This window comes from Rhizobium sp. NLR10b, assembly GCF_019685435.1.
Classification (GTDB): domain Bacteria; phylum Pseudomonadota; class Alphaproteobacteria; order Rhizobiales; family Rhizobiaceae; genus Rhizobium.
Genome location: NZ_JABDWV010000003.1, coordinates 233,198 through 258,613, shown reverse-complemented (window position 1 = coordinate 258,613; position 25,416 = coordinate 233,198). Strand labels below are relative to the sequence as shown.

Here is a 25,416-nt window from a genome sequence, read left to right as displayed (position 1 = left end):
TTTTCTCCAGGGGGTTTCGTCTTGCAACTGGGCCTCGCGGCGTCGATTCGTTTCTTTATATTGAACTCTGCCTGATAGCGGCAATTCATGACAGAAGTTTTCGGCTGGCGCCGCTCAAGCGAATGACTGCCGGGCAAACGCGGGAAAAATCACCGGCCAAAAGCGAAAGATTTGATTTTCAACGGCAAATATGTTCGCCTACGGCAAGAGGACACCAGCCCAGGAGGGGCGTATGAGCGAGACTGTCGGAAGCAGGGCGGTGGAGCTTGATATCCACGGCAGGAAGTGCGTCTTCGACGTCGACGATCCGGTCCTGCCGGACTGGGTGGAGGAACACGCGCTGGAGTCCGGCGGGTTTCCCTATAAGAAGAAGCTCAACGAGGAGGACTATCTGGAGCAGCTTACAAAGCTGCAGGTGGAACTCGTCAAGGTGCAGTTCTGGCTGCAGGCGACCGGCAAACGGGTGATGGCGCTGTTCGAGGGGCGCGACGCGGCCGGTAAGGGCGGCGCCATTTCGGCCTCCTCGGCGCATATGAACCCGCGCCTTGCGCGCGCCGTCGCGCTCGCCAAGCCAACCGAGCGCGAGCAGGGGCAATGGTATTTCCAGCGTTATGTCGCGCAGTTCCCGACCGCAGGCGAATTCGTGCTGTTCGACCGCTCCTGGTACAACCGCGCCGGCGTCGAACCGGTCATGGGCTTCTGCACGCCGCAGCAATATGAAGCTTTCCTCAACCAGGCGCCGCAGCTCGAAAAGATCATTGCCCATGAGGGCATCTTCTTCTTCAAATTCTATCTCGATATCGGCCGCGAGATGCAGCTCAAGCGTTTCCACGATCGCAGGCACGATCCGCTGAAAGTCTGGAAGCTTTCATCGATGGATATCGCGGCCCTGACCAAATGGGGCGATTACAGCGAAAAGCGCGACCGCATGCTGAAGGAAACCCATACGGAATTCGCGCCATGGACCGTCATCCGCGCCAATGATAAGCGGCGTGCGCATCTGCAGCTTATCCGGCACATGCTCCACAGGATGGACTATGACGGCAAGGACAAAGCGGCGCTCGGCGAGCGCGACGAGCAGATCATCGGCTCGGGGCCCGGCTTCCTGAAATAGGTCAGTTGCCGCCTCACTGCCCCGGCAGGATGCGGATTGCGAACAGGTTGATGCCGCGCGCCTTGCCGTCGAGATCGCTGTTGATGACAAGCGTGCCGGGCGAATTCGGCGCCAGCGAGCGGTCGAATCTCACCTGCAGCAGCGCATCCGACTTTTCGCGGGTGACGCTGAAGCGATGGCGGGCGCAGTTGCCGAGCGATTGGAAATTGCATTCGACCGTAACCTGCGTCGGCTCGTCGGTGGTCGATTGCAGCGTCAGCGCGATGGTCGAGGATTTGCCGGCAAGCTGCTGCAGCGCCGAGGCGGGAACACTGACCGAGATATTGCCGTCAGCCGCACCGCTTTCGGAAATCAGCCGCACTGCCGGGCCGTCATTCTCGGTGATGTTTTCGGTGCGCGCCCGCGGGCCGCTTGTGATCTTGTCGGCCTCGTCGGGCTTGAACACCGGGATCCAATCGGCCGAAAAACTGTTCTGCGGATCGATGGTCACCGGCTGATCGGTGTGGCTGGCGGCATTGCCGGCGCTGTCGTCATTGCCGGTGAAATCCTCCGGCTGGGTGCTGGCCGGCGGATTGGCGACGCTGGTGTCGCGCTCGGCCGCCGTCAGGAGCAGGCCCGACGTATAGGCCCACCAGGCGCCGATGCCGATGAAGGCGAGCAGCACACACCAGACGAGAAGCCTCGAAAAGAACTTGCGCGGTTTGCGGCGGCCGGCCGCCCGCTCCGGACGGAAATCCATGTTGGCGGCGCGCTGGCCGCGCTGCAGCCGCTCCTCGCCGAGCGGGGCGGCGGAGAGATGATCGGCGGTGCTCGCATGCACGTCGTCAAGGCGCGACTCGTCGCCGCGGTGCATGATCACGTCCGGGCCACGGGTCTCGCCCGCCGCCACCGGGCTGTCGATCAGGCTGTCGATATCGGCCACATCCCCTCGATGAGCCGGCGGCGCCGGCATGTCGACGACCGGTGGCACCGGCACTTCAGGCGGCCGTTGACGCGGGTGAAGACGGTCGCGCTCCTCGCTTTCGATGGCGTGGATGGTGGTTTCCAGGCGATGGCGATGATGGGCGACGGCATCGGCATCGGTGATATCCTGCTTGCGCAGGCCGGCTTCCAACGCCTGGCGGGCCGACTGGTAGATCCTCGCTCGAACCTCCGGATTGTCGCGATCGGCATTTTCGAGCGCTGTTCTGATGGCCGTTTCTAATCCGCTCACGTCAAGTCCTTCACTTCGAACCCGGCATCGGACTGCCGTCCCTGCCGTTCTCTATCAAAATTCGGTAGCGGCAAGCGCGGCAAACCGCAAGCCTTGCAGCCCCGCCGGCCGCTGATCGGCGGCGATATCGCCAGCTTTCGCGGCTCCCGGGCCTTGCCCTCTTCTTTATGCGCGCCTGATATATCCGCCTGAAATCGACGAAGGCGTGGCGGCCGCTCTTTTATCAGCCTTTCTTCTCTGTTATGAGATTGACGTTTTCGTAAACGTCAATGCGCGGTGAATCATGGCCCTGCCCCCCATCCTCAAGGACAAACTCAGACTGCCGGTGATCGGCTCGCCGCTCTTCATCATCTCGCATCCGGCGCTGACCCTGGCGCAATGCAAGGCGGGCGTCGTCGGCGCCTTTCCGGCGCTGAACGCCCGGCCGGAGAGCCAGCTCGACGAATGGCTGGCCGAGATCACCGAGGAACTCGCCCGCCACGACGCCGCCCATCCGGAGCGGCCGGCCGCGCCCTTTGCCGTCAACCAGATCGTCCACATGTCGAACAAGCGGCTGGAGCACGACCTGTCGCTCTGCGTCAAATACAAGGTGCCGATCGTGATCTCCTCGCTCGGCGCCGTGCCCGAGGTCAATGCCGCCGTGCATTCCTATGGCGGCATCGTGCTGCACGACATTATCAACAACCGCCACGCCCATTCGGCGATCCGCAAGGGTGCGGACGGGCTGATCGCCGTGGCATCAGGCGCCGGCGGCCATGCCGGCACGCTGTCGCCCTTCGCCCTTGTCCAGGAAATCCGCGAGTGGTTCGACGGGCCGCTGCTGCTTGCCGGCGCGATCGCGACCGGCGGCGCGATCCTGGCCGCCGAAGCGATGGGCGCCGACATGGCCTATATCGGCTCGCCCTTCATCGCAACGCAAGAGGCGCGCGCTAGCGAGGCTTACAAGCAGGCGATCGTCGACGGCGCGGCAGCCGACATCGTCTACTCCAACTATTTCACCGGCGTGCACGGCAACTATCTCAAACCGTCGATCATCGCCGCCGGCATGGACCCCGACAACCTGCCCGTCGCCGACCCCTCGAAGATGGATTTCGAGCAGGCGACCGGCGGCGCCAAGGCCTGGAAGGACATATGGGGCAGCGGCCAGGGCATCGGCGCCGTCAAGGCGGTGGAGCCGGTGGCAAATCTCGTCGACCGGCTGGAAGCTGAATACAAGGCCGCCCGCGCCCGGCTGGCGCTCTGAGGATCTTCCACACCCCGCCCTCTTTTTTGCCAAAGGCATGACAGGGTGCTTGAAATCTTCAGACAATGCCTGTATCAGCGCCATGCAAATCGCAGGCCGCACGCTTCGGCCGCCAAATGCCGCTTTAGCTCAGTCGGTAGAGCACATCATTCGTAATGATGGGGTCACGTGTTCGAGTCACGTAAGCGGCACCATTTTTCTTCCACCGCATGCTAACAGTCTCCATTATAAGCCTCTTTTAATAACCTGCGTTCACCTTCAGCTTCGCCTGGACGCTCTCCAGGCAAGCTTCAGCAGGTGGTGGGCTTCTTCTCCCAAGACGGTCGGACTGCCACTTGCGCTCGCATGAGCGACCGATGTCGATCGAGCGCGAGCAGCCCAGCAATTAGGAGGATCTATGAGGATATCGCTTCTGAGTACCGTACTTTTCACCCTTACCATGTCGCCCGCCCAAGCCAAGGATTTCCCTCTGGCCTCATGTAGCGGATGGAACGGAACGCTGGTCAGCAGGACCGGGACCGATTCGAGCACTGCGGTTATGGAAGGGAACGTCAATCAGGCCAACCTCCAGGAATATTGCGAGCGAGACCCGGGAGGCGAGACGACCGCACATGGAGGGAAATTGACTGTAGAGCAGTGCGTGGCGATGTACATGAAACAAAATGGGAAGGACACTTACCGTTCCACCGCCAATTGCCGCAAGGGCACCCTGTCCTTCTTTCCTGCTGGCGGAGAACCGCTACGCGTCACTTTCCCATTGCCAGAGGATGCAGATGTGTCGTGCGCCTCAGGCATGCCGCCGCTGATCGAGCAGTTCACGATGCTCTGCCCTCGGGCGGCGCGAAAGTTCAAAATGATCGATGGCGAATGAAACGATGGCTGTCTCGGTACTGCCGATAAACTTCCGTCGGCCTTGAAAAACACGAGGATCTGCGTCAGACCGTGAGTAACAGCGCGAGAATTCATAGGCGAACTGCTGGGCATTATACCGAAGATAGAAGTTGCAAGCTTAGGGCGTCGCCTGTCGGCATACGTCTTAAAGATTGGCGCCAACCTGGCCGAGTGTAAAATAATCTGAATGTAGCGTTTCATTCACGCTTTCCTCCGATGCCAATTGCCCCATGGGTTTATCGCGGCTTTTTACTGGCGGAATAATATTATCTGTGTACGCTACAGTACCGGAACTGCTGTGACCGGAGGGACGTTGTTCCGCCTGGATCGCGCAGAGGGAGTCTCCTGTCTCCGCGCGCACCCCTTTGTAGCCTGCGCGATCCAACTTTTTCTCTCAGCTTCAGTCAAAACTCTGTAGATGATCTTCCCTTTAGCGCCAAAAGACACGCTTTTCTTGTACAGCTGTTCAAGTCAAACTTTGTCGGGAACTTTCGCAGGACGCTGTTGTTTTCCTGGCGGGCCGCACGCGGCAGTCTTCTGCCCTGCTACACCCCTATTGGCAGTCGTCGTGCGGTCCCACCTTCGCGCTTTTGGGTGGAGCCCCGCAGCCGTGACAAATCCATAGAGCGCTGTGAAACCAACGGCGCGTTTTATCGTTCAATGGCGGAATGGCTGTCGGGAGAATGCTGGATGAAGCTGGTGTCGTTCCACTATGCAGGGCCGAACGAGACCCTCATCTTCATCAATCCTGAGCACGTTGTTGCCGTTCGACCGTTCCCGAACACCACACACATCTATGTTTCAGCGCTCCAAAACCATGGAGGCCCCAGTTATTATCCCGTCAGAGAGACGATCGATGACGTGGTCAAGCGACTGATCAGTTAAGCGAGCGCTAGTGCCAATGCTATTCCATGAGGTCACGGCTGGAACGGCGGGTTCCGGTCACACCCGCCGTCGCATTGCAGGCAAGGTGTCGCGGGTCTAGGTCGCCACCTGCCTCGGTTGTGTCAGACGCCTGCCGACGGTCTGACCGGGCAACTCGATAAACTTGTAGCCTACGAAGGATAGGGCATAGACGGCGGGGATGGTGACAATCAACGTCGCCAGCCAGCGAGCGGGATTGCTGAGGTCGGTATTGCCGATCAGCCAGGCGATCACCGGCTGCATGATCAGCAGGTGAATGAGATAGGCGCCGAAGGAAAGTTCCCCGAGATTTCGAAAGAAGCTGTTGCCGAGCACCGCATTGACCGCGCGCGAATAATGGCCGGCGGAACCCGGAAACCGATCGGCGTGCACCAGGACAAAGAACAGCGCCACGATCCCGACGCGCACAGTTTCGTGCAGCACAGTCACGTCACCGCCGACAGGGATGAGGACCAGCAGAGCCGAAATCGCAAAGGCCAGGTAAGCTCTGCCCTGCGACATCCATAATGCACCCGCGAGAAGCATGCCGGCGGCGAAGATGTGCATTTTCATCGGCAGAAACGACGGCATCGGGAAGCGAAAGCCCAGGTGATGGATCACCCAGGCGGCAATGACCGCCAAGCCGACGGTGACGAGCATGCCCTTCAGCCAGCCGAGCCGCCCGAGGACGATCATGATGAAGGGCAAAGCCGCATAAAACTGCATTTCCAGGCCGATGCTCCAATCGGGCAGCGCCGTGCGGAAGGCATGGGCCGGCGACAAGCCGAACAGGAAGGAGAGATGCATCAGGTAGTTGGTCAGGCCATCGTCCAGATAGCGGGATGCGGCTTGCGGCGGATTGCCGTTGAACGCATCGATGACCATCCTTGCCTGATAGATCTCGGACCCGGCGATGAGAGCAATCACCAGCATGACGTAGTAGAGCGGTGCGATGCGGAAGAAGCGACGCGCCCAGAACACCGCCCACGTCTGCGGGCTCTCCCATGGCTCCCTGCCCTTCCGCCGCTGATAGTGAAACACCATCAGGAAGCCGGAGAGCATGATGAACAGGTCGACCCCGAGCTCCGGATCTCCGATAACAGGCACCTTGAACCCCGTCAGGATGTGGGCATGGCCGATCAGCACCCATAGCGCTGCCAAACCACGCAAACCATCCAGACATTCAATGCGTCTGCCGCCTTTCATCGCGTCCATGAGATACCTCTATCCATTCGTATCCGCGGGCAGGGTTAGCATCTTCGACGGCAACCGGATAGTGTTGAGTAAATTTTTATGGGCTTCGGCACAACTTGCGCGGGTTGACAGTCGATGAAGGGCTGGCGGCGTCAGGCTGCCCATTTGCGTCCATTCGACTGCGAAATATTGGAAGGAACATGCCGCTGCCGAACCGGTTTCCCCTTGAGACAACAAGGATGGAGAAGACCATGTCCTGTAAACTCATCGCAATATCCCTCCTTTCGATCGGTCTTGCCGGCTCGGCTCTGGCCCAGATAGCCGGTGGGGCGAATTCCAGCGGGCGGCTTTCGGTGGCGCCCATTATCGGCGGCTCGGGCAATACAGGCGCGGGTTCGGCTGGTACCGGCTCCGCCGGCACGGGCTCGGCGGGCACGGGGTCCGTCGGCACCGATCCCGGCACGACAGGCAGCACCACCGGCAATGGCGGCGTCGATCTCAACAGCGGCCGCGGCACGATCAATCCGGGTGGAGTCAATCCGGACCTCCAGCAGACGCCCGGCTGCACCGACGGCAGCGGCTCGCTCAGCGAGGCATGCCAGCAGTGAGAATAGCGGGCGCCAGTCTGCCGAAAGAATGAGCCCGGTCATGATGGCGCCGGGCCGTCATTTAACTGCCGCCGCTGACGTCGCGCAAAATGACGACTGCCTAAGAGAATTGCTTTACCGGCCGGCATTCCGGTCGTACAAGAACAGCATCCCTCCGCACATGGCGATCGCCGCACCCAGCCAGCCTGCCGATATTTCCGGCGTCCGCGGAGCACCCGAAGAGGACCGTCATGTCGAATGCAGCGCACCGCTCGAACCGCGTGCTTGTCGTCGCGACCATCATGGTGGCGACATTCATGGTCGCCATCGAAGCGACGATCGTGGCGACGGCAATGCCGCGCATCGTCGGGCAGCTCGGCGGCTTTTCCTATTATAGCTGGGTATTTTCGGCCTTCCTGCTGGCGCAGTCGACGACGACGGTCATCTACGGCAAGCTCTCGGATATTTTCGGACGCAAGCCGGTGCTGATCGGCGGCATCCTGATCTTCCTCGCCGGCTCTTTGCTCTGCGGCTTTGCCTGGTCGATGATGTCGCTGGTGCTGTTCCGGCTGCTGCAGGGGCTCGGCGCCGGCGCGATCCAGCCGGTGACGATGACCATCATCGGCGATATGTTCAAACTCGAGGAACGCGGCCGCGTGCAGGGGGCGATGGCGACCGTCTGGGCGACATCGGCCGTCGTCGGGCCGCTTGCCGGCGGCATCATCGTCGACACCTTCTCCTGGGCCTGGATCTTCTGGATCAACCTGCCGATCGGCATCGTCTCGATCATCGCCTTCATGATTTTCCTGAAGGAGGACGTCGCGCACAAGCAGGCGAGGATCGATTATCTCGGATCCGTGCTGTTTTCGATTTCGATCGTCGCCCTGCTCGTCATGCTGACGGAAACCGATGCAGGCGCCTGGATCCTGCTGTCGCTCTTCGCCGTCTTCGTCGTCGCGGGGCTCTTCTTCCTCGCCCAGGAGAGGCGGGCGCCGGAACCGATCATTTCGATCGCGCTCTGGAGCCGCCGGCTGATCGCGACCAGCAATGCGGCGACGCTGCTTGCCGGCATGGCGCTGATCGGGCTTTCCACCATCCTGCCGATTTACGTGCAGGGCGTGCTCGGCCGCTCTCCTGTTGTCGCCGGCTTCACGCTCACCATGCTCATCGTCGGCTGGCCCTTGGCAGTGATGCTCTCCAGCCGCTTTTACCGGGCCTTCGGCATTCGCCGCACACTGCGCGTCGGCAGCCTGATGTTTCCGTTCGGTGCCTGCTTCCTGTTGTTCCTGACGCCCGAAGGCTCGCCGCTTCTGGCCGGCGCCGGCTCCTTCTTCATGGGCTTCGGCATGGGCCTGATCAGCCTGACGAGCATCGTGCTGGTGCAGGACAGCGTCGAATGGTCGATGCGCGGCAGCGCCACGGCCTCGATCATCTTCGCCCGCAGCCTCGGCAATACGCTCGGCGCCACCGTGCTCGGCGCCATCCTCAATGCCGGCATCAGCCATTATGCGAGCGGTGAAACGGCGGCCGCCCTTCACAAGGCGCTGAACCAGCCGACCGGCCTCTCGGCGCTCGCCGCCGATCCGGCGATCCGCGGCATCTTCGACGCGGCCCTGCACTGGAGCTTCTGGGGCGTGGTCGTCGTCGCGGTGCTGACCTTCTTCACCACCTGGCTGATCCCAGTCGGCCACCGCCAGGCACGCGAAGAGCCGGCGGCGGCAAGCGAGGCGGCCTCGCATTGACACGGTTGCTCCTCACGGGGAGCGCCTGGCAGTTTGTTGACAACGTTTCCTCCGTCATGCTCGGCCTTGTGCTGCCTTGTGCCGAGCATCTGAGCACCGCGATTTCACGAGAACCATTTATTGTCAGGTACTTGTTCGACGTGCTCAGATCCTCGGCACAAGGCCGAGGATGACGTCGCCGGTATCCACGTAATTACGGAAACCGCTTCGTCCTTCTCCTGAAATAGCTTTAGCGGCGGTTGTCCAAAACCCGCAGGATCAGGTTTCGTCTTCCCTTGCGTGGGACGAGATCAATATCGCTGACGAGCTTTGCGCCGCCCTCGCGCCGTTCCAAGGTGATCTTGCGGCTGTGGAAGGCTTCCAGCTCGGCGCGATGCGCAACGCTGATGATGGTTGCCGCCGGCAATTCATCGATCACCATCTCCATCATCCTGTCCTGGCTCTTCTCGTCGAGTGCCGAGGTCGCTTCGTCGAGCACGATGATATCGGGGGTATGCAGCAGCAGCCGTGCGAAGGCGAGCCGCTGCTTTTCGCCGCCGGACAGGATCTGGTCCCAGGGCGCGTCTTCCTCGATCTTCTCGCTCAGATAATCCAGCCCCACCTTGGCAAGGGCCGCCTTGATTTCCTCCGGCGTCCAGCTGTCGGCGGCGCGGGGGTAGGCCACCGCGCGGCGAAGCGTCCCGGACGGGATATAAGGCCGCTGCGGCAACATGAACAAGCGCCGGTCGCCGTGGAAATCGACGCTGCCGTGACCCCAAGGCCAAAGACCGGCAATGGCGCGCACCAGCGTACTCTTGCCCGAGCCGGATTCGCCTGCCACGAGCACCCGCTCGCCCGGTGCGATCTCGACCTGGGCTTCCTTGACCACCGCGGTGCCGTCGTCGAGAGACACCGCGAGATCGTTCAAGTTCAGGATCGCATTGCCCTTGGTTTCACCGTGCCTGATGCGTCCCAGAACGTCGCTCTGTTCGGCGCGCTCGAGGCCGTCGAGCGACATCATCAGCGAGGCGACGCGTCGGGCGCAGGCATTCCAGTCGGCAAGGCGCGGGTAGTTATCGACCAGCCAACCGAAGGCCGTCTGAACGATGGCGAAGGCGGAGGCCGCCTGCATGACCTCGCCAAGCGTCATGCCGCCTGCGAGAAATTTTGGCGCACACAGCAGGAGCGGCACAACAGGAGCAATCAGCATCGACCCGTGCGAGACGAAGGTCGTTCGCATGTGCTGGCGCGCAAGCAGCGCCCATTGCTTGAGCACATTGGAAAATGTCTTGTCGAGGTCGCTACGCTCCTCTTCCTCGCCGCCGAGCAATGCGATGCTCTCGCCGTTTTCGCGCACACGGGTCAGCGTGTAGCGGAGTTCGGCCTCGACCTGGTTCTTCACCTCCGAGACCTGGACGAAATGGCGGCCGATGACCGCGATCACAGTCGAGGTAATCACGGCATAGAGGACCGCGGTGACGACGAGAAAACCGGGGATGGTGATGGTCGACCCGGCGACCGGCAGCGTGAGCGCCCCGCCGATCGTCCACAGCACGACGATGAAGGTCGAGGCCGACAGAAAGGCGGCAATGACGCCGGCGACGAAATCGACCGGTGCTTCGGTCGCGATCCGCAAATCCTCCGAGAGGCGCGCCTCGGGATTCTTGTGGTCGCCGTCGATAAGGTTCAGCTGATAATAACGACCGTTGGCCAGCCAGCGCGTGATCACCGCCTTCGTCAGCCAGGAGCGCCAGCGACGCTGGATCATCATGCGAACATAGACTTGTGCGGTGACGAGGGCGACGCTTCCGAGCACAAGCGGCACGAAGACGGCGCTGAGATAATAGACGGTGCCGGCGTCGTGTCGCTCTATGGCGTCGAAGATCCCGCGGTTCCAGCGATTGATCCCATATTGGAAGCCGACATTCATGCAGATCATCGTCAACAGACCGATCGAGCACGGCCAGGCGAGCTTGTCGCCACTGCTGCCCCAGTAGCGGCGGGCGCTGATCCAGAAACGCCTCAGCAAATATCGCTTGCGCGCCTGCTCGGCCTCCTCGGGCGTGAGCTTCTGACTTGGTTCGATGACATCTTGCGGCGGCTCGACCTCGACAGTCGATGCCTTCTCCTGGCGCGTCTTTTCGGCACCGTCCTGCTCGGTGCCATCGACCGATTTCGGTTTGAGTGTAACGTCGGTCATAAGCACCATAACGGCTTACAAATCAGAAGGTTTCATGGCGCCGGTGCGGGACACGGCGTCGGCGGCGCCGAAGGGCCACGGCCTTACTGTCGCCGTTAGGTCCTGCTTGCACCCAGGACATACCTGTCGTTCGCCGCCTTCTGGACCATTGCGATGGCGATCGGCGGAAGGATGAAACTCCAGATGCCGAGCCAGGCGATCGGATCGGATTTCCCTGGCCTCTGTCGCGGGCCTGCTCACTCAGCAGGTCGCCAAGGGTCATGACAAGAACCGGCAATCCGAGCGGCACGAGGGATGGCGATCAGCATGGCCGCAAGCGGCGTGAGCAGGCGCTGCGACCGTGCGGCGCCCGCAAGCTCCCCGTGGATGCGATAGACCCAATAGGCAAGGTAGACGAAGGCGGCCAGCGCGATGCCGAGGACCAAAAGCGCCAAAAGCAGCGCGACCGGAGAACGGGCGACCTCGAAATCACCCGCCTGCAGCAGATTGAGCCCGAGCACCGTCAGGAAAATAAGGATCAGCGGTGCGACCAGAATGATGGCGACCAAGAGGGGTGATCGCCGCCGCGGTGCAAGCGGTTTGTGCCGAGGACGCGGCGGTTCATCGAAGGCGAGGTTTCCAGCCGGCACCAGCACTATGACGGCGAGGAGCGGGCAGGCCAGAAAAGCTGAAACAACGGGCACGGCGCCGAGATCGAACCCGTACAACCACGAGGCGACGGCCGGTGCAAAGGCTGAAATCAGGATCGTCGTCGACATCAGCGTCAGGGCGCAGCCGAAGTCGATCTTGCCCGGCCGCCCACCCACCAGGAATATCGCGGCCGCGAGAGGATAGACAGCCCGCATCGCACCGACCACCAGGCCGAACAAAAACAGAAATACCGGCGATGCCCAGAGCGCAGGCGTCGGCAGCAAACAGACGGCTACGACCGCGCAGACGAGAACCGGCGAAATCAAAGCCGACCGACCATGGCGGCTCGCAACGACAAAGGCCAGGAAGGCGCCGACCACCCAGCCAAGGGTGGAGCCGAAATGAAAATGCCGATTGTCTGCGCGCTGCTTCCCGCCATCTGCGAGATCACGGGGAAGACCGTGCTCAACCCTTGTCCGGCCATTGCCACAAGAAGCGACGACAAAAAGACCGCCCAATAGCGATAGGTGCTCAGGAAATTGGCCAGCTTCCATTCGGCAGCGGTGGAGGGTGCAGAGGTGTTTTCCATTGGTGAAACTTGCTCTCCATTCATGATCATCGCTCATCGCCGACGGCGGAGATCGACCATGCGCATCAAAGAGCTATTTCAATAGCTGTAACGGAGCATTCGCATCAACCCAGACGTTTGCCGACATGGCTGCGGCACGGCACCGGAGCAGCCCTCCTCGGCTCAGGCGTTTTCGCTCACATTCTGCGGCAGAGATTGCAGCAGGGTCTGACGGGCGGAGCGCAGGTGGACGCGGCAGGCTTTTCCGATCGCTGCCTGGTCGCCGGATTCCAGTGCGGCGATATAATCCAGATGTTCGTGGATGGCGCGTTCGTTGCGCTCGCGGGCGGCCGTCTTGTTCCACTGGTAGTGATAGTGGAAGATGATGGCGATCGCATCGTAGAAATCGGCAATGAAGCGGTTCTTCGAGGCGCGGTGGATCAACAGGTGGAAGCGCTCGTCGAGCACCGAGAAGTCCTTGAAGCGCTGGTTGATGTCGGCAAGCATGGAAAGATGCTCCTCGCGCATGGCGGCCAGATCGATCCAGGCCTGATTTTCGCGCGAAAGCCTGCCGAATTCGGCGGCGGAGTGCAGCTCGAACATTTCGCGGACATCGGCAAGCTCGAGCGCGAATTCGCGGGTGAAGCCCTTCAGCGTCCAATGGCTGTTCGGCCGCTTTTCGATCAGTCCGAAGCGGGAGAAGCGGATCAGGAATTCACGCACGCTCGTTGTGCCGGTGCCGATCTCGCGGGCAAGCTCCAGCTCGTTGATCTGCATGCCGGGTGCGGCATCGTCGGCCAGGATGCGCCGCATGAAACTGCGCTCGATGATGTCGTGCAGCGAATCCGTCTCTTCGGAAGGAAAGAGGTCGCGGTCGGTGGGCTCGCGCAGCACGATCTTCTGACGTTTGTTCCAGCGGATGATGCCTTCATCGCTGAGGCGGGTGAGGATGGCGCGCGCGGTTGAACGGCTGACGCCGAGCTGGGCTGCGATCTCCGGTTCCGACGGCAGCGCCGTATCCGTGCGCAGGGCCGCGGCATACCTGTTGTAGGCTTCCTTGAAGACCGTATTCTGCCTTGCCATCAGATCCCCCGCTTTCCGCCCGCGTGCCGGGATTGCCGTTCCGCTTCAACAGCGAAACGGCGCCCGACCGGAGCTTGTTGAAAAAACCATTAGCGTATTTCCGATCGTCTGCGGCGCATTGCCTCCCTCGTCCACAGGATCAATATTCCCGTTGACTTGAAAATGTTTATTGTAGATAAAAAACAAAATCAATCGCATTCGCCGATGCAGCGAGCGTTTCCTTCAGGGAGAAGAGATTGGACAAACAGCCTTGGATCATCCTGTCGGCCGGCGACAATGTCGCGGTCGCAACGGCCGCCATCGCCGAGGGCTCGACGGTTGCCGGCATTGCAGCCCGCCAGAAGATCGAGCCGGGCCACAAGGTGGCGATCGCGGATATTCCGCTGGGATCGGCCGTGGTGAAGTACGGGCAGGCGATCGGCCGCACCACCGCCGAGGTCAAGGCCGGTGACCATGTGCACAGCCATAATCTTCATTTTGAAAACGACCGTCTGGCCGCCACCGCCAATTCGGCGCCGGCAGAAGCAACCGCAGAGGACAAGGCGCGCACCTTCATGGGCTATCGCCGCGCCGATGGGCGGGCGGCGACGCGCAACTATATCGGCATCATCGCCAGCGTGAACTGTTCCACCACCGTCTGCCGGGCAATCGCCGACGAGGCGAACCGGACGATCCTGCCGCATTACGACGGCATCGACGGTTTCGTGCCGATCGTGCACGACCAGGGCTGCGGCATGAGCTCGACCGGCGACGGCATGAACGTGCTGCACCGCACACTTGCCGGCTATACCAGGCATGTCAATTTCGGCGGCGTGTTGATGATCGGCCTCGGCTGTGAGGTCAACCAGCTGACGCTTTACGGCCAGAGCGGTGCGGGCGCCTCGAAGCGCCACTTCAACATTCAGGATGCCGGCGGTTCGCGCCGCGCGGTCGAGCGCGCCATGGGCGTGCTGCGCGAGATCGCCGCCGATGTCGGCAGGGAGAAGCGCATGCCGATTTCGATCGGCGAGATCATCATCGGCCTGCAATGCGGCGGCTCGGATGGCTTTTCCGGCATCACCGCCAATCCGGCGCTCGGTGTCGCCGCCGATCTGCTGGCGGCGGCCGGCGGCACGGCGATCCTGTCGGAGACCTCGGAAATCTATGGCGCCGAACATCTGCTGCGCAGCCGCGCCGTCAGCGACGAGGTGGCGCGAAAACTCGACGAGAAAATCGCCTGGTGGGAAGATTACGTCGCGCTGCACGGCGCCTCGCTCGACAACAATCCGTCGCCCGGCAACAAGCGCGGCGGGCTCACCACCATCCTGGAAAAGTCGCTCGGCGCCGTGGCCAAGGGCGGCCGCTCGCCGCTGACGGCGGTCTATGGCTATGCCGAGCGGGTGACCGCGCCCGGCCTCGTCTTCATGGACACGCCCGGCTACGATCCGGTTTCAGCGACCGGACAGGTGGCGGGCGGGGCAAATATGATCGCCTTTACCACCGGCCGCGGCAGCTGCTTCGGCTGCCGGCCGGCGCCGTCGCTGAAGCTGTCCAGCAATTCGGCGCTCTATGCCTCGATGGAAGAGGACATGGACATCGATTGCGGCACGATCGCCACCGGCGACGCGACGATCAGCGGCAAGGGCCGCGAGATCTTCGATCTGATCGTCGACACGGCCTCCGGCAAGAAGACCAAGAGCGAGATCTTCGGTTACGGCGATAACGAATTCGTGCCTTGGCATCTCGGCGCTACGCTCTAGATTGCGATGCTAAGCTGTTGTTTTTAGGCAATTCCCGGGGGGCATGATGAAGACGAGACGGATCGGCAAGACCGGGCTTGAGGTGACCGAGATCAGCTACGGTGCAGCTCCCCTGGGTGGTCTCTACCGCGACTGCCCGCGCGATCAGGCGATGGAGACGCTGCAGGCAGCCTGGGACAGCGGCATCCGCTATTTCGATGTCGCTCCCTGGTACGGCCTCGGCCTTGCGGAACGGCGCGTTGGCGATTTCCTGCGCGATCAGCCGGATGGCGCCTATGTGCTTTCCACCAAGGTCGGCCGGCTGCTGAGGCCGGTGCCGACGGGTACCGTTCCCGACTATAGCTATGTCAATCCGCTCTCCTTCGACGCCGATTACGACTATTCCTATGACGGCATCATGCGCTCGGTCGAGTTCAGCTATGCGCGCCTCGGCCTCAACCGCATCGACATTCTCTACGTGCATGATATCGGCGTCTATACGCATGGCGCGGCGAAGAACGCGGTCTACCAGAAGCAGCTTCTCGATTCCGGCATCAAGGCGCTGGACGCGCTCAAGTCATCGGGCGCCATCTCTGCCTTCGGCCTCGGCGTCAACGAGGTGCCGGTCTGCCTCGACGTCATGCGCCATGCCGATCTCGACTGCATCCTGCTTGCCGGCCGTTATACGCTGCTCGACCGTTCGGCGGTCGCCGAACTTCTGCCGCTCTGCCGGCAGAAGGGCACATCGCTCGTCGTCGGCGGCGTCTTCAACTCCGGCATCCTCGCTACAGGCCCGGTGCCGGGCTCGCATTTCGACTATATGCCGGCCGATGCGGACGTTCTTGCCAAGGTCGGCGCCATGGAGGCAATCGCCAAGCGTCACGGCGTGCCGCTCGCGGCCGCCGCCATGCAATTTCCACTGCGCGACCCGATCGTCGCCTCGGTGCTGATCGGCACGGCAAAACCGTCGAGCCTGACGCGCAACATGGAGACAGTCGAGCCGCCGCTAGCCGACGAGATCTACGACGAATTCGAACCCTATACGCTCACTGCGCCGCCGCTCGGCGCCGAAGCGGTCCGGGTCTGAGGGAGACAACATGCTGAGAGGTATTCATCCGCTGCTCGGGCCCGATCTGCTTCATGCGCTGAAGACGATGGGGCATGGCGACGACATCGTCATCGCAGACGCCAATTTCCCCGCGGGCTCGATGGGCCCACCGGTCATCCGCGCCGACGGCGTCAGCGCCACCGCGATGGCCGAGGCGATCCTGACACATATGCCGCTCGACACTTTCGTACCCGAGACTGCCTGGCGGATGGAGGTAGTCGGCGACCCGCAGGCCGTGCCCGAGGTCTGCGCCGAATTTCAGGAAATCGTCGCCCAGCGCGCCGGCGAGTTTTCGATCGTGCCGGTGGAGCGTTTCGCCTTTTATGCGATGGCGCGCAAGGCCGCCTATATCGTGGCGACAACCGAATTCCGGCTGTATGGCAACCTGATTTTGAAAAAGGGCGTCGTGCATCCGCACGAGGTCGATTTCACCTGATAGCTATTTTAGGTTATCGTAGTATTGGAGTAAAATCAGATGCTTGGAAGGAGTTTTCCGTAGCAAAAAAGCTGGATTGACGCCCTTGCAATTTGATTGCGCCTCGGCTAGCTTCTGTCTGCAAATGTTTTTTATCGATAAAAACCCTCCGCCAGCGTTCAGCGGTCCGGTTTATTGGAGGAGAACGCATCCTGAGAGGAGAACTTTTATGAGCATCGTGAAATCCCTGCTGTCCCGCCGCGCCTTTACCGCGCTCGCGGGTGCCGCCGTCATCGCCACAGCGATGCCGGTCACGTCCTTTGCCGCCGACGTGACGATCCCGATCATCGTCAAGGACACGACGTCCTTCTACTGGCAGATCGTTCTGGCCGGCGCCCGCAAGGCCGGCAAGGATCTCGGCGTCAACGTGCCGGAACTCGGCGCCCAGGCAGAATCCGACATCAACGGCCAGATCAGCATTCTGGAGAATGCCGTTGCCGGCAAGCCGGCCGCCATCGTCATCTCGCCGACCGAATTCAAGGCGCTCGGCAAGCCGATCGACGAAGCCGCCAAGTCGGTTCCGATCATCGGCATCGACTCCGGTGCCGACTCCAAGGCATTCAGCTCGTTCCTGACGACCGACAACGTCCAGGGCGGCCGCATCGCCGCCGACGGTCTTGCCGCCGCCATCAAGGAGATGACCGGCAAGGAAGAAGGCGACATCGTCATCCTGACCAATCTTCCCGGCGTCGGCTCACTGGAACAGCGCCGCGAAGGCTTCCTCGATCAGATCAAGACCAAGCATCCGGGTCTGAAGGTCATCGCCGACAAGTATGGTGACGGCCAAGCAACCACCGGCCTCAACATGATGACCGACCTGATCACGGCCAACCCGAAGCTCGTCGGCGTCTTCGCCTCGAACCTAATCCTGGCGCAGGGCGTCGGCCAGGCGATCGCCGAAAACAAGCTCGGCGACAAGATCAAGGTCATCGGCTTCGACAGTGACGACAAGACGGTCGGTTTCCTCAAGGACGGTGCGATTGCCGGCCTCGTCGTTCAGGACCCCTATCGCATGGGCTATGACGGCATCAAGACCGCGCTTGCCGTCTCCAAGGGCGAAAAGGTTCCTGAGAATGTCGACACCGGCGCAAACCTCGTCACCAAGGCGAACATGGCCGATCCGAAGATCGACGCGCTCCTGAACCCGAAGATCAAGTAAGACGACAGACGGGCCGCGCCGGCTCAAAAACCGGCGCGGCCTTTTCCATCCATGGTATGGTTCAGCAGGGATGGAGCAGACGCGACAAGAGGAGGAGAGGTCCATGATCGGACTGGAAGAGGTCAGTCATCGCCACGATGACAGCGCCACGCTGAAAGAAGCCAATCGCATTCCCGCCGGATCGCCTATCCTCGAACTCAAGGGCCTGCAGAAGAATTACGGTCATGTGCAGGCGCTGAAACCGGCGACGCTGACCTTCCTGGCCGGAGAGATCCACGCCATCGTCGGCGAAAACGGCGCCGGCAAATCCACCCTGATCAAATTGCTCACCGGCGTCATCACCCGCACGGCCGGCGAGGTGCTGTGGTGCGGCCATCCCGTCGGGCTGTCGACGCCGAACGAGGCGATCGCCCGCGGCATCAATGCCGTCCACCAGGAAGTGGTGCTCTGCCCGCACCTGACGGTCGCCGCCAACCTCTTCCTCGGCGACGAGGTCAACCGCTATGGCCTGATGCGCAAGAAGCAGATGGAAAAGATGGCGCAGGCGGTACTCGACGATCTTGGCTTCGGCCTGCCGGCCGGCGCGCTTCTAAGTTCGCTGACGATCGGCCAGCAGCAGCTGGTGGCAACGGCGCGCGCGGCGATGCGCGGCACGCAATTCCTGATCTTCGACGAACCCACCGCCTATCTGACACGCCAGGAATCGGCGCAGCTGTTCAAGCTGATCCGCCGCCTGCAGGGCGAAGGCGTGACCATCGTCTATATCAGCCACCGCATGGAGGAGGTCTTCGAACTGGCCGACCGGGTCTCGGTGCTGCGCGACGGCACGCATGTCGGCACGCGGCTGATCGGCGAGACCAATGATGCCGAGCTGATCGCTTTGATGATCAACCGCTCGATCGAGCAGATCTACCACAAGGAAGAGATCGCCTTCGGCGAGACGATCGTCGAGGTCAAAGGGCTTTCGGGTCCGGGCTTCGAGGACGTGTCGCTCAGCGTCAAATCAGGACAGATCGTCGGCCTCTATGGCCTGATCGGCGCCGGACGCAGCGAATTCGCGCTGGGCCTTTATGGGCGCCAGCCGAAAAGCGCCGGCGAAATCCACTGGATGGGCAAGCGCGTCGACATCCGGAACGAACGCACGGCCATGGAGCTCGGCATTGCGCTGGCGCCGGAAAGCCGGCGCGACCAGGGGCTCTGCCTCAATCAGTCGATCGGCCTCAATATCAACCTGCCGGTCTTCGGGCGCCTCAGCCACGGGCCGGTCATCAACCATGCGCGGGAATCGGCGAATGCCGACAATCAGATCCGCAATCTCAGCATCAAGACGCCGAGCCGGCGCGTTCCGGCCTCCAGCATGTCGGGCGGTAACCAGCAGAAGATCGTCATCGGCAAGTGGCTGAGCCACGGCGCCAGGCTGTTCATCTTCGACGAACCAACCGTCGGCGTCGACGTCGGCACCAAGGCGGAAATCTACCGGCTGTTCGCCAAGCTTCTGAAGGAGGGGGCGGGCATCATCCTGATCTCCTCCTATCTGCCAGAGGTCTACGAACTGGCCGACCGGCTGCACGTCTTCCGCGGCGGCAGGATCGTCGCCAGCCATGATTTCCACGCGGCGACGCATGAAGAAGTGCTCAGCGAAGCGATCGGCGTCTGAGCACGAGACAACAAAGAGATAGAGCATTTCCGCGGTTCGGAGAAAAACGGAAAGGCTCTAAGAGGGAGAAAATTCATGACTGCCACCCCCACCGAAATCGTCGCGCCGCCGCCGCGCCGGAAAATGAATATCCTGTTCGGCCTGACGCTGATCGGGCTCTTGATCTTCCTCTGGGTCGTGCTCGGCTTCGTCACCGCCAGCTTCTGGACGCCGCTCAACATCTCGAACCTGCTGCGTCAGGGGGCGATGACGGCGATTCTGGCGCTCGGCCAGACCTTCGTCATTATCACCGCCGGCATCGACCTGTCGGTCGGCGCCATCGTCGGCTTCTGCACGGTCATCATCGCCTGGCTGCTGCAGGCCGGCGTGCCGCTCTGGGCGGCGATCGTGCTGACGCTCGCCATCGGTGTGGCGATCGGCGCCTTCCACGGCTTCGGCATCGTCCATATGGGCCTGCCGCCGTTCATCATCACGCTGGCAACGCTGACATCGCTGCGCGGCATCGGCCTGCTGATCACCAACGGTTCGACGATCAGCATCACCGACGAGAGCTTCAGCAATTTCGCCCGTGCCGATTTCCTCGGCATTCCCAGTCTGTTCTGGATGGTCATCCTGGTGGCGGTGCCTTCCTTCGTCTTCCTGCATCTCAGCCGCTGGGGCCGCTATCTCTTCGCGGTCGGCTCGAATGCGGAAGCCGCGCGCCTTTCCGGCGTCAACGTCAAGGGCATGATCTATCTCGCCTATATCCTCTCGGCCGGCTTTGCCGCCTTCGTCGGCGTGCTGCTCGCCTCGCGCATCGCGATCGGCAATGCGACGCAAGCCGACGGCTGGGAACTGCAGGCGATCGCATCCTCGGTCATCGGCGGCACCAGCCTGTTCGGCGCGGTCGGCTCCGTGCACGGCCCGCTGATCGGCGCCTTCATTCTCGCCACCATCAACAACGGCGCCAACCTTCTGAACGTCAACTCCTTCTGGCAGCGCATCATCACCGGACTGCTGATCATCGTGATCGTGTTCTTCGACCAGTTGCGCCGCCGCAAGAGCAGCTGAGCAGCGAGAGAGAGCGGCCTGCCCCTCATCCGGCTGCCGCCACCTTCTCCCCGCTCGCGGGGAGAAGGGACCAGGCCGCAACCTCTCGGTCCCTCGCCAATGTCTCGCTGGGCACGTCCCCTCGCCCCGCAAGCGGGGGTCCGCAGGACGGGTCGAGACGAGTGGCTCGACCCTGGTAAGGCTAGGGTGAGGGGCAGCTATCCGCCCGAACCGAACAGCAGTTGGCACGACACAGAGTAAAGAACGAAGAATGCGAGACCCGTCATGAAAGCAGTTGTTTGCCGCGAACCCGGCGTGCTCGACATCGTCGAACGCCCATCACCTTCCGCACCGGCGCCCGGATGGGTGCGGCTGGCCGTCAGCCATGTCGGCATCTGCGGCACGGATTATCACATCTACGAGGGCAAGCACCCTTTCCTCGAATATCCCCGGGTGATGGGGCATGAGATCTCGGCGACGGTGATCGAGGCCGGCGACGGCGTGGCGCTTACGGCCGGCACGCCTGTCATCGTCAACCCCTATCTCTCCTGCGGTCAATGTGTCGCCTGCATCAAGGGCAAGCCGAACTGCTGCACCAACATCAAGGTCCTCGGCGTCCATACCGATGGCGCCTTCTGCGAGGAGATCTCCGTTCCGGCAGGCAATCTCTATCCCGCCAAGGGCCTCAGCCTCGAAGCGGCGGCGACGACGGAATTTCTGGCGATCGGCGCCCATGCGGTGCGCCGCTCGCTCGCCGGCGCCGGCGCGCGCTCGCTCGTCATCGGCGCCGGGCCGATCGGGCTCGGCGCTGCGATCTTCTCGCGCATCGCCGGCCATGACGTGACGCTGCTCGATACCAGCGCCGAACGGCTGCAGATGGCCGCCGAACGCTTCGGCTTCACCTCCGGCATCGTCGCCAACGAGGCGACGGCCGAGGCCGTCAAGGAAAAGACCAATGGCGACGGCTTCGACGTGGTCTTCGACGCCACAGGTTACGGCCCGTCGATGGAGAAAGCCTTCTCCTTCGTCGCCCACGGCGGCGCGCTGGTGCTGGTCAGCGTCGTCAAGGACGACATCCGCTTCTCCGATCCGGAGTTCCACAAGCGCGAGATGATGCTGATCGGTAGCCGCAATGCCACTCGCGCCGATTTCGAGCACGTGGCGGATTCGATCGCCAAAGGGCTGGTGCCGGTCGACAAGCTGATCACCCACCGCACGACACTCGCCGACGCGCCGCGCGATGTGGCCCGCTGGGCGCATGAGAAGAGCGGGCTGATCAAGGCGGTGATCAGGGTTGGTGGGTAGGTAGGACGTGTATCATGCGCGCGGAGTGCTGCGCGTGCATACTCGGGTCAAGCCCGAGTAGGACGGAGTATGAGGAGGCGGCTGCAGCGAGAGGCGGGACGTCCGGAGGAATTCCAGCAAAATGCGAGCGGTTTTGGGTGGAACTCGCCTAGGCAAAAACGGTAACTGCAAAAGCCACTGGGTTTGCGGTACCTGCCGCACAGGCTCCCCCACTCTCCATCGTGCTCGGGCTTGACCCGAGGACCCATGGCCGCAGGCGCTCCATTCGCGTTCCAAACTGCAACCGTTTGTCGTCAACAGTGCAGAAACCGCTAACACACCGCCGCAATCGCCCTGCTCATCTCCCTAACCGCCGCGGCATCCGTCCGGTTCGCACTTTTCGCCTCGAAACCAAAAGCCACCGCACGCGGATCGCGGCTTTCGACCGGCGAGCTGCAGGAGCCGTGGACCTCTCGGGCTCCGGTCGCACGGAGAATTTCGCCGACATTGGCAGGGCGGACGCCGCTGCCAGGCATGATCGAGATGCGGCCGGCCGCTTTCTCTGAAAGACGCTTCAGCGTATCGAGGCCGTCGGCCGCCTTCGGCGCGCAGCCGGAGGTCAGGATGCGCTCAACGCCGAGTTCGATCGCCTGTTCCAGCGCCTGATCGGCATCCGGCACCAGGTCGAAAGCGCGGTGCAGCGTCGAGCCTAGGCCGGCGGCATGCGCCTTCAGACGGTGGAGCAGCGGCAGGTCGAGCGTGCCGTCCGGGCGGTTGGCGCCGATGACGACGCCGGCGAGGCCGGCTGCGCGCACCGCGTCGATATCGAGCATCATCGCCTCCTCGTCGACGCTATCGAAAATGAAGGGGCCGGCGTGCGGGCGGATCATGGCATAGACCGGAATCGGCGCCCGGGCGGCGATCCGCATCAGGCTCGGCAGCGGCGTCAGACCGCCGAGCTCCAGCGCCGAGCACAGCTCGATGCGGCCGGCGCCGCCTTCGATTGCGGCGGCAAGGCCCGCGGCGCTGTCGACGCAGACTTCCAGTAAAATCGTCACGCTGCCGTCTCCCTGGCCCCGTCGACCTGCTTTGTGATGGGCGCGGCAGATTCCGAGGTGATTTTGGCGGCCGCCGCGATGATCATCTCGCAGGCATCGGCAGCGGCTTTTCGATGGTTGAAGGCGACGTGATAGGACATCGGCAGATGCTCGTCGAGATCGACGATGCGCACCTTGTCGGCGATCGGCATGGCGCTGACACGGCCGAGGAAGGAGACGTAGCCGTGATTGGCGACGAGATCGACGATGACAGGCAGCGAATCCGCCGCGGTGATATCCCGGCTGCGCAAGCGCCGGTCGGGTGCGCTCGCTTCGCTGAAGGCCATGGCGGCGTGGCCGAGACCGGTGCGCGGGCTCGGCGTGCAGATCGCATGCGCGGCGACGAGTTCGGCGACTGTGGTTTGGGTGCTTTGCGGCGGCGCGATCGCCACCATGTCGGTCTGCAGCAATTCGCGATGCCGGAAATGTTCCAGGCCGAAGACCGAATCCAGGACGGCGACGTCGATGCGGCCGCTCTTCAGCGCCTCGCGCAGGTCGTCGGCGGTCATCGAGACCAGCGAAATCGCGTTGTTGCTGCGGCGCGCATTCCATTCGGAGACCAGCAGGCCCAGGCAGCGCGCCACCCAGCTTTCCGATCCCGTCGGGATGATCGAGCCGATGCGCAGCGACCGCGCGGTGCGGCGGTAGCGCTCGTCGGCGGCCGATTTCAGATCGTTCCATGCCTGGCTGATCGCCATGAAGATCTGGTAGGCGCGCCTGCCCTCCTCCGTCAGCACCGAGCCCTGCGCCTGCCGCTCGAACAGGCGGCGGCCGAGAAAGCGCTCCAAATTGGCGAGCTGCAGCGAAAGCTGCGGTTGCCCCAAGTGAAGGCGGCGGGCAGCGCGGTTGATGCTGCCCTGGTCGGCCACCTCGAGAAAGCGCTCGATCGCAACCACCTTGACGGGGATGCGCGACGCCCAGGCCTCGGCCGTCCCGCTGGCGTCGTGGCCTGCAAATTTGCCGAGTTCGCCGATCGCGACGGTAATCGGCTGCAGGCCTTCGAGCAACCCGCCGGCGGCGATCAGCATCACCAGTTCGCCGGAAGCGCGTTCCGTCAGTTTCATCGCCAGTTCGGTCTCGGCATTACGGATTGCCGCAGACACGGTGGACGGCGACAGCTGGAAGCGGCGCGCGGTCTCGCGGACTGAACCTGAGGTCAGGACGTGGTGCGTTATGAACAGGGCGCCGAGATGCAAAAGGCGGGCTCCGGAAAGCGCTGGAAGAACCGGACGATATGACGTGTTCGCGAAAAAAGATATCCCTGCCCCGGGAGAGCGGGGCTATCGTCACCTTCATAACAAGCCGGGCGGCGGAATTCCCGCAAACGAGCACCGGACCATCGTGGGAACACGCAAGGGGACAAAAACAAATCGCGCCGGCCTTGGAAAAGGGAATGCATTTCCGCGCGCGGAAAGAGGTTCGCCGTCATAATCGTCGGCGCGACCGCAAATACTGGAGGGGGCTTGCATCGATTTTTCGGGCGGGCACGCTATTTCCATGACGCACGCAATTCGGATGATGGCGGCCTTACCGCCTTCGCCGGCGGATTTCCTGCGCGCAAGCCTTGCCGGCTTGGGCCTCATCACGGTGTTTAAAAGGGGATATTCAATGCTGAAGAAACTCGCACTTGCCGTTTCGCTCTCCGCCTTCGCAGCGGGCGCGGTTCAGGCCGCCGACGTCGTCGTCTCGTCGAAGATCGACACGGAAGGCACGCTGCTCGGCAACGTCATCGCACTGGCGCTCGAAGCCAACGGCATCAAGACGCAGGACCGTATCGCACTCGGCGCCACACCGGTGGTGCGCAAGGCGATCACCGCAGGCGAAATCGACATCTACCCAGAATATACCGGCAATGCCGGCTTCTTCTTCAACAAGGCCGATGACGCCGCCTGGAAGAACATCGACCAGGGTTACGAGCTGGCGAAGAAGCTCGACTACGAGGCCAACAAGATCGTCTGGCTGACGCCGTCGCCGGCTAATAACACCTGGGCGCTCGCCGTGCGCAATGACGTCGCCCAGCCGAACAAGCTGAAGAGCCTGACTGACTTCGGCAAATGGGTCGCCGGCGGCGGCGCTGCCAAGCTTGCGGCTTCCGCCGAATTCGTCAATTCGGCCGGCGCGCTGCCCGCCTTTCAGACCACCTATGGCTTCCAGCTGAAGCCCGACCAGATGGTCGTTCTTTCCGGCGGCGATACCGCGGCGACGATCAAGGCGGCCGCCGACCAGACGAACGGCGTCAACACCGCGATGGTCTACGGCACCGACGGCGCGATCGAAGCGGCCGAGCTCACCGTTCTCGAAGACGACAAGAACGTGCAGCAGGTCTATGCGCCGACCCCGATCATCCGCGAAGAGGTGCTGAAGGCCAATCCGAAGATCGAGGAAATCCTCTCGCCGATCTTCAAGAGCCTGAGCGCCGACGAGTTGCGCAAGCTCAATGCCAAGATCCAGGTGGACGGCGAGCCGGCAAAGTCTGTTGCCGAAGCCTATCTCAAGGAAAAAGGCTTCCTGAAGTAATCATTGCCGCTCCGCCCCGTCGCGG

At 62.5% G+C, this 25,416-nt stretch carries 20 protein-coding genes, 1 tRNA gene and 1 pseudogene; 15 read left to right on the top strand and 7 right to left on the bottom strand.

Annotation, left to right across the window (positions count from 1 at the left end; translation table 11 throughout):
• Positions 1-232 precede the first annotated feature (232 nt).
• Positions 233-1,114 (top strand): polyphosphate kinase 2, encoded by an 882-nt coding sequence (gene ppk2 / locus HJB91_RS06165; protein ID WP_210629330.1) that lies wholly within the window; start codon positions 233-235, stop codon positions 1,112-1,114.
• Positions 1,115-1,127: 13 nt separating this feature from the next.
• Here the strand turns inward: ppk2 and HJB91_RS06160 are convergent, their stop codons facing one another.
• A complete protein-coding gene (locus HJB91_RS06160) occupies positions 1,128-2,327 on the bottom strand; it encodes a regulator (protein WP_210629331.1) in 1,200 nt (399 codons plus the stop codon).
• Positions 2,328-2,610: 283 nt separating this feature from the next.
• On the opposite strand from HJB91_RS06160, the gene HJB91_RS06155 reads away from it, so the two are divergent.
• From HJB91_RS06155 to HJB91_RS06140, 4 genes are all read left to right on the top strand, one after another.
• Positions 2,611-3,570 carry a nitronate monooxygenase family protein gene (locus HJB91_RS06155; RefSeq protein WP_221122728.1) on the top strand — a complete coding sequence of 320 codons (960 nt, stop codon included), beginning with the start codon at positions 2,611-2,613 and terminating at the stop codon, positions 3,568-3,570.
• 118 nt (positions 3,571-3,688) lie between these two features.
• A tRNA-Thr gene (locus HJB91_RS06150) sits at positions 3,689-3,764 on the top strand.
• 203 nt (positions 3,765-3,967) lie between these two features.
• The gene (locus HJB91_RS06145; protein WP_210629345.1) at positions 3,968-4,441 is read left to right on the top strand and encodes a hypothetical protein; all 474 of its coding nucleotides are present in this window, start codon (positions 3,968-3,970) and stop codon (positions 4,439-4,441) included.
• Positions 4,442-5,151: 710 nt separating this feature from the next.
• Positions 5,152-5,346, top strand: a complete 195-nt coding sequence (locus HJB91_RS06140; protein ID WP_210629346.1) for a hypothetical protein — start codon at positions 5,152-5,154, stop codon at positions 5,344-5,346.
• 96 nt (positions 5,347-5,442) lie between these two features.
• Here HJB91_RS06140 and HJB91_RS06135 read toward each other — a convergent pair whose 3' ends face one another.
• Positions 5,443-6,579 (bottom strand): acyltransferase, encoded by a 1,137-nt coding sequence (locus HJB91_RS06135; protein WP_210629347.1) that lies wholly within the window; start codon positions 6,577-6,579, stop codon positions 5,443-5,445.
• 230 nt (positions 6,580-6,809) lie between these two features.
• On the opposite strand from HJB91_RS06135, the gene HJB91_RS06130 reads away from it, so the two are divergent.
• Positions 6,810-7,166 (top strand): hypothetical protein, encoded by a 357-nt coding sequence (locus tag HJB91_RS06130; RefSeq protein ID WP_259669840.1) that lies wholly within the window; start codon positions 6,810-6,812, stop codon positions 7,164-7,166.
• A gap of 230 nt (positions 7,167-7,396) precedes the next feature.
• On the top strand, positions 7,397-8,887 hold the full coding sequence (locus HJB91_RS06125) for an MDR family MFS transporter (protein WP_221153842.1): 1,491 nt from the start codon (positions 7,397-7,399) through the stop codon (positions 8,885-8,887).
• Positions 8,888-9,116: 229 nt separating this feature from the next.
• Here HJB91_RS06125 and HJB91_RS06120 read toward each other — a convergent pair whose 3' ends face one another.
• The 3 genes and pseudogenes from HJB91_RS06120 to HJB91_RS06110 form a co-directional block, all read right to left on the bottom strand.
• The gene (locus HJB91_RS06120; RefSeq protein ID WP_210629350.1) at positions 9,117-11,066 is read right to left on the bottom strand and encodes an ABC transporter ATP-binding protein/permease; all 1,950 of its coding nucleotides are present in this window, start codon (positions 11,064-11,066) and stop codon (positions 9,117-9,119) included.
• Positions 11,067-11,161: 95 nt separating this feature from the next.
• Positions 11,162-12,285 (bottom strand): annotated as a pseudogene (locus HJB91_RS06115) (hypothetical protein).
• Between the two features lie 162 nt (positions 12,286-12,447).
• Positions 12,448-13,347 carry a GntR family transcriptional regulator gene (locus HJB91_RS06110; RefSeq protein ID WP_210629352.1) on the bottom strand — a complete coding sequence of 300 codons (900 nt, stop codon included), beginning with the start codon at positions 13,345-13,347 and terminating at the stop codon, positions 12,448-12,450.
• Positions 13,348-13,583: 236 nt separating this feature from the next.
• On the opposite strand from HJB91_RS06110, the gene HJB91_RS06105 reads away from it, so the two are divergent.
• The 7 genes from HJB91_RS06105 to HJB91_RS06075 all read left to right on the top strand — a co-directional run bounded on the left by HJB91_RS06105 (position 13,584) and on the right by HJB91_RS06075 (position 21,798).
• Positions 13,584-15,086 (top strand): UxaA family hydrolase, encoded by a 1,503-nt coding sequence (locus HJB91_RS06105; RefSeq protein WP_210629353.1) that lies wholly within the window; start codon positions 13,584-13,586, stop codon positions 15,084-15,086.
• Between the two features lie 46 nt (positions 15,087-15,132).
• Positions 15,133-16,152, top strand: coding sequence for an aldo/keto reductase (locus HJB91_RS06100; RefSeq protein WP_210629354.1), 1,020 nt, complete (start codon positions 15,133-15,135; stop codon positions 16,150-16,152).
• 10 nt (positions 16,153-16,162) lie between these two features.
• The gene (locus tag HJB91_RS06095) at positions 16,163-16,609 is read left to right on the top strand and encodes an RbsD/FucU family protein (RefSeq protein ID WP_210629355.1); all 447 of its coding nucleotides are present in this window, start codon (positions 16,163-16,165) and stop codon (positions 16,607-16,609) included.
• Positions 16,610-16,817: 208 nt separating this feature from the next.
• A complete protein-coding gene (locus HJB91_RS06090; RefSeq protein ID WP_210629356.1) occupies positions 16,818-17,807 on the top strand; it encodes an ABC transporter substrate-binding protein in 990 nt (329 codons plus the stop codon).
• Positions 17,808-17,910: 103 nt separating this feature from the next.
• Positions 17,911-19,464, top strand: a complete 1,554-nt coding sequence (locus tag HJB91_RS06085; protein ID WP_210629357.1) for a sugar ABC transporter ATP-binding protein — start codon at positions 17,911-17,913, stop codon at positions 19,462-19,464.
• Positions 19,465-19,539: 75 nt separating this feature from the next.
• Positions 19,540-20,514, top strand: coding sequence for an ABC transporter permease (locus HJB91_RS06080; protein WP_210629358.1), 975 nt, complete (start codon positions 19,540-19,542; stop codon positions 20,512-20,514).
• Positions 20,515-20,778: 264 nt separating this feature from the next.
• Positions 20,779-21,798, top strand: a complete 1,020-nt coding sequence (locus HJB91_RS06075; RefSeq protein WP_210629359.1) for a zinc-binding alcohol dehydrogenase family protein — start codon at positions 20,779-20,781, stop codon at positions 21,796-21,798.
• Between the two features lie 311 nt (positions 21,799-22,109).
• Here HJB91_RS06075 and HJB91_RS06070 read toward each other — a convergent pair whose 3' ends face one another.
• Together HJB91_RS06070 and HJB91_RS06065 are read right to left on the bottom strand one after the other, a co-directional pair.
• Positions 22,110-22,835 carry a copper homeostasis protein CutC gene (locus HJB91_RS06070; RefSeq protein ID WP_210629360.1) on the bottom strand — a complete coding sequence of 242 codons (726 nt, stop codon included), beginning with the start codon at positions 22,833-22,835 and terminating at the stop codon, positions 22,110-22,112.
• On the bottom strand, positions 22,832-24,070 hold the full coding sequence (locus tag HJB91_RS06065) for a LysR family transcriptional regulator (protein ID WP_221145865.1): 1,239 nt from the start codon (positions 24,068-24,070) through the stop codon (positions 22,832-22,834). The genes HJB91_RS06070 and HJB91_RS06065 overlap by 4 nt, the downstream gene beginning before the upstream one ends.
• Positions 24,071-24,482: 412 nt before the next feature.
• Between HJB91_RS06065 and HJB91_RS06060 the strand changes: the two genes are divergently transcribed.
• Complete coding sequence (locus HJB91_RS06060; RefSeq protein ID WP_210629362.1) at positions 24,483-25,391, top strand: ABC transporter substrate-binding protein; 909 nt, start codon at positions 24,483-24,485, stop codon at positions 25,389-25,391.
• The last annotated feature ends 25 nt before the right edge of the window (positions 25,392-25,416 follow it).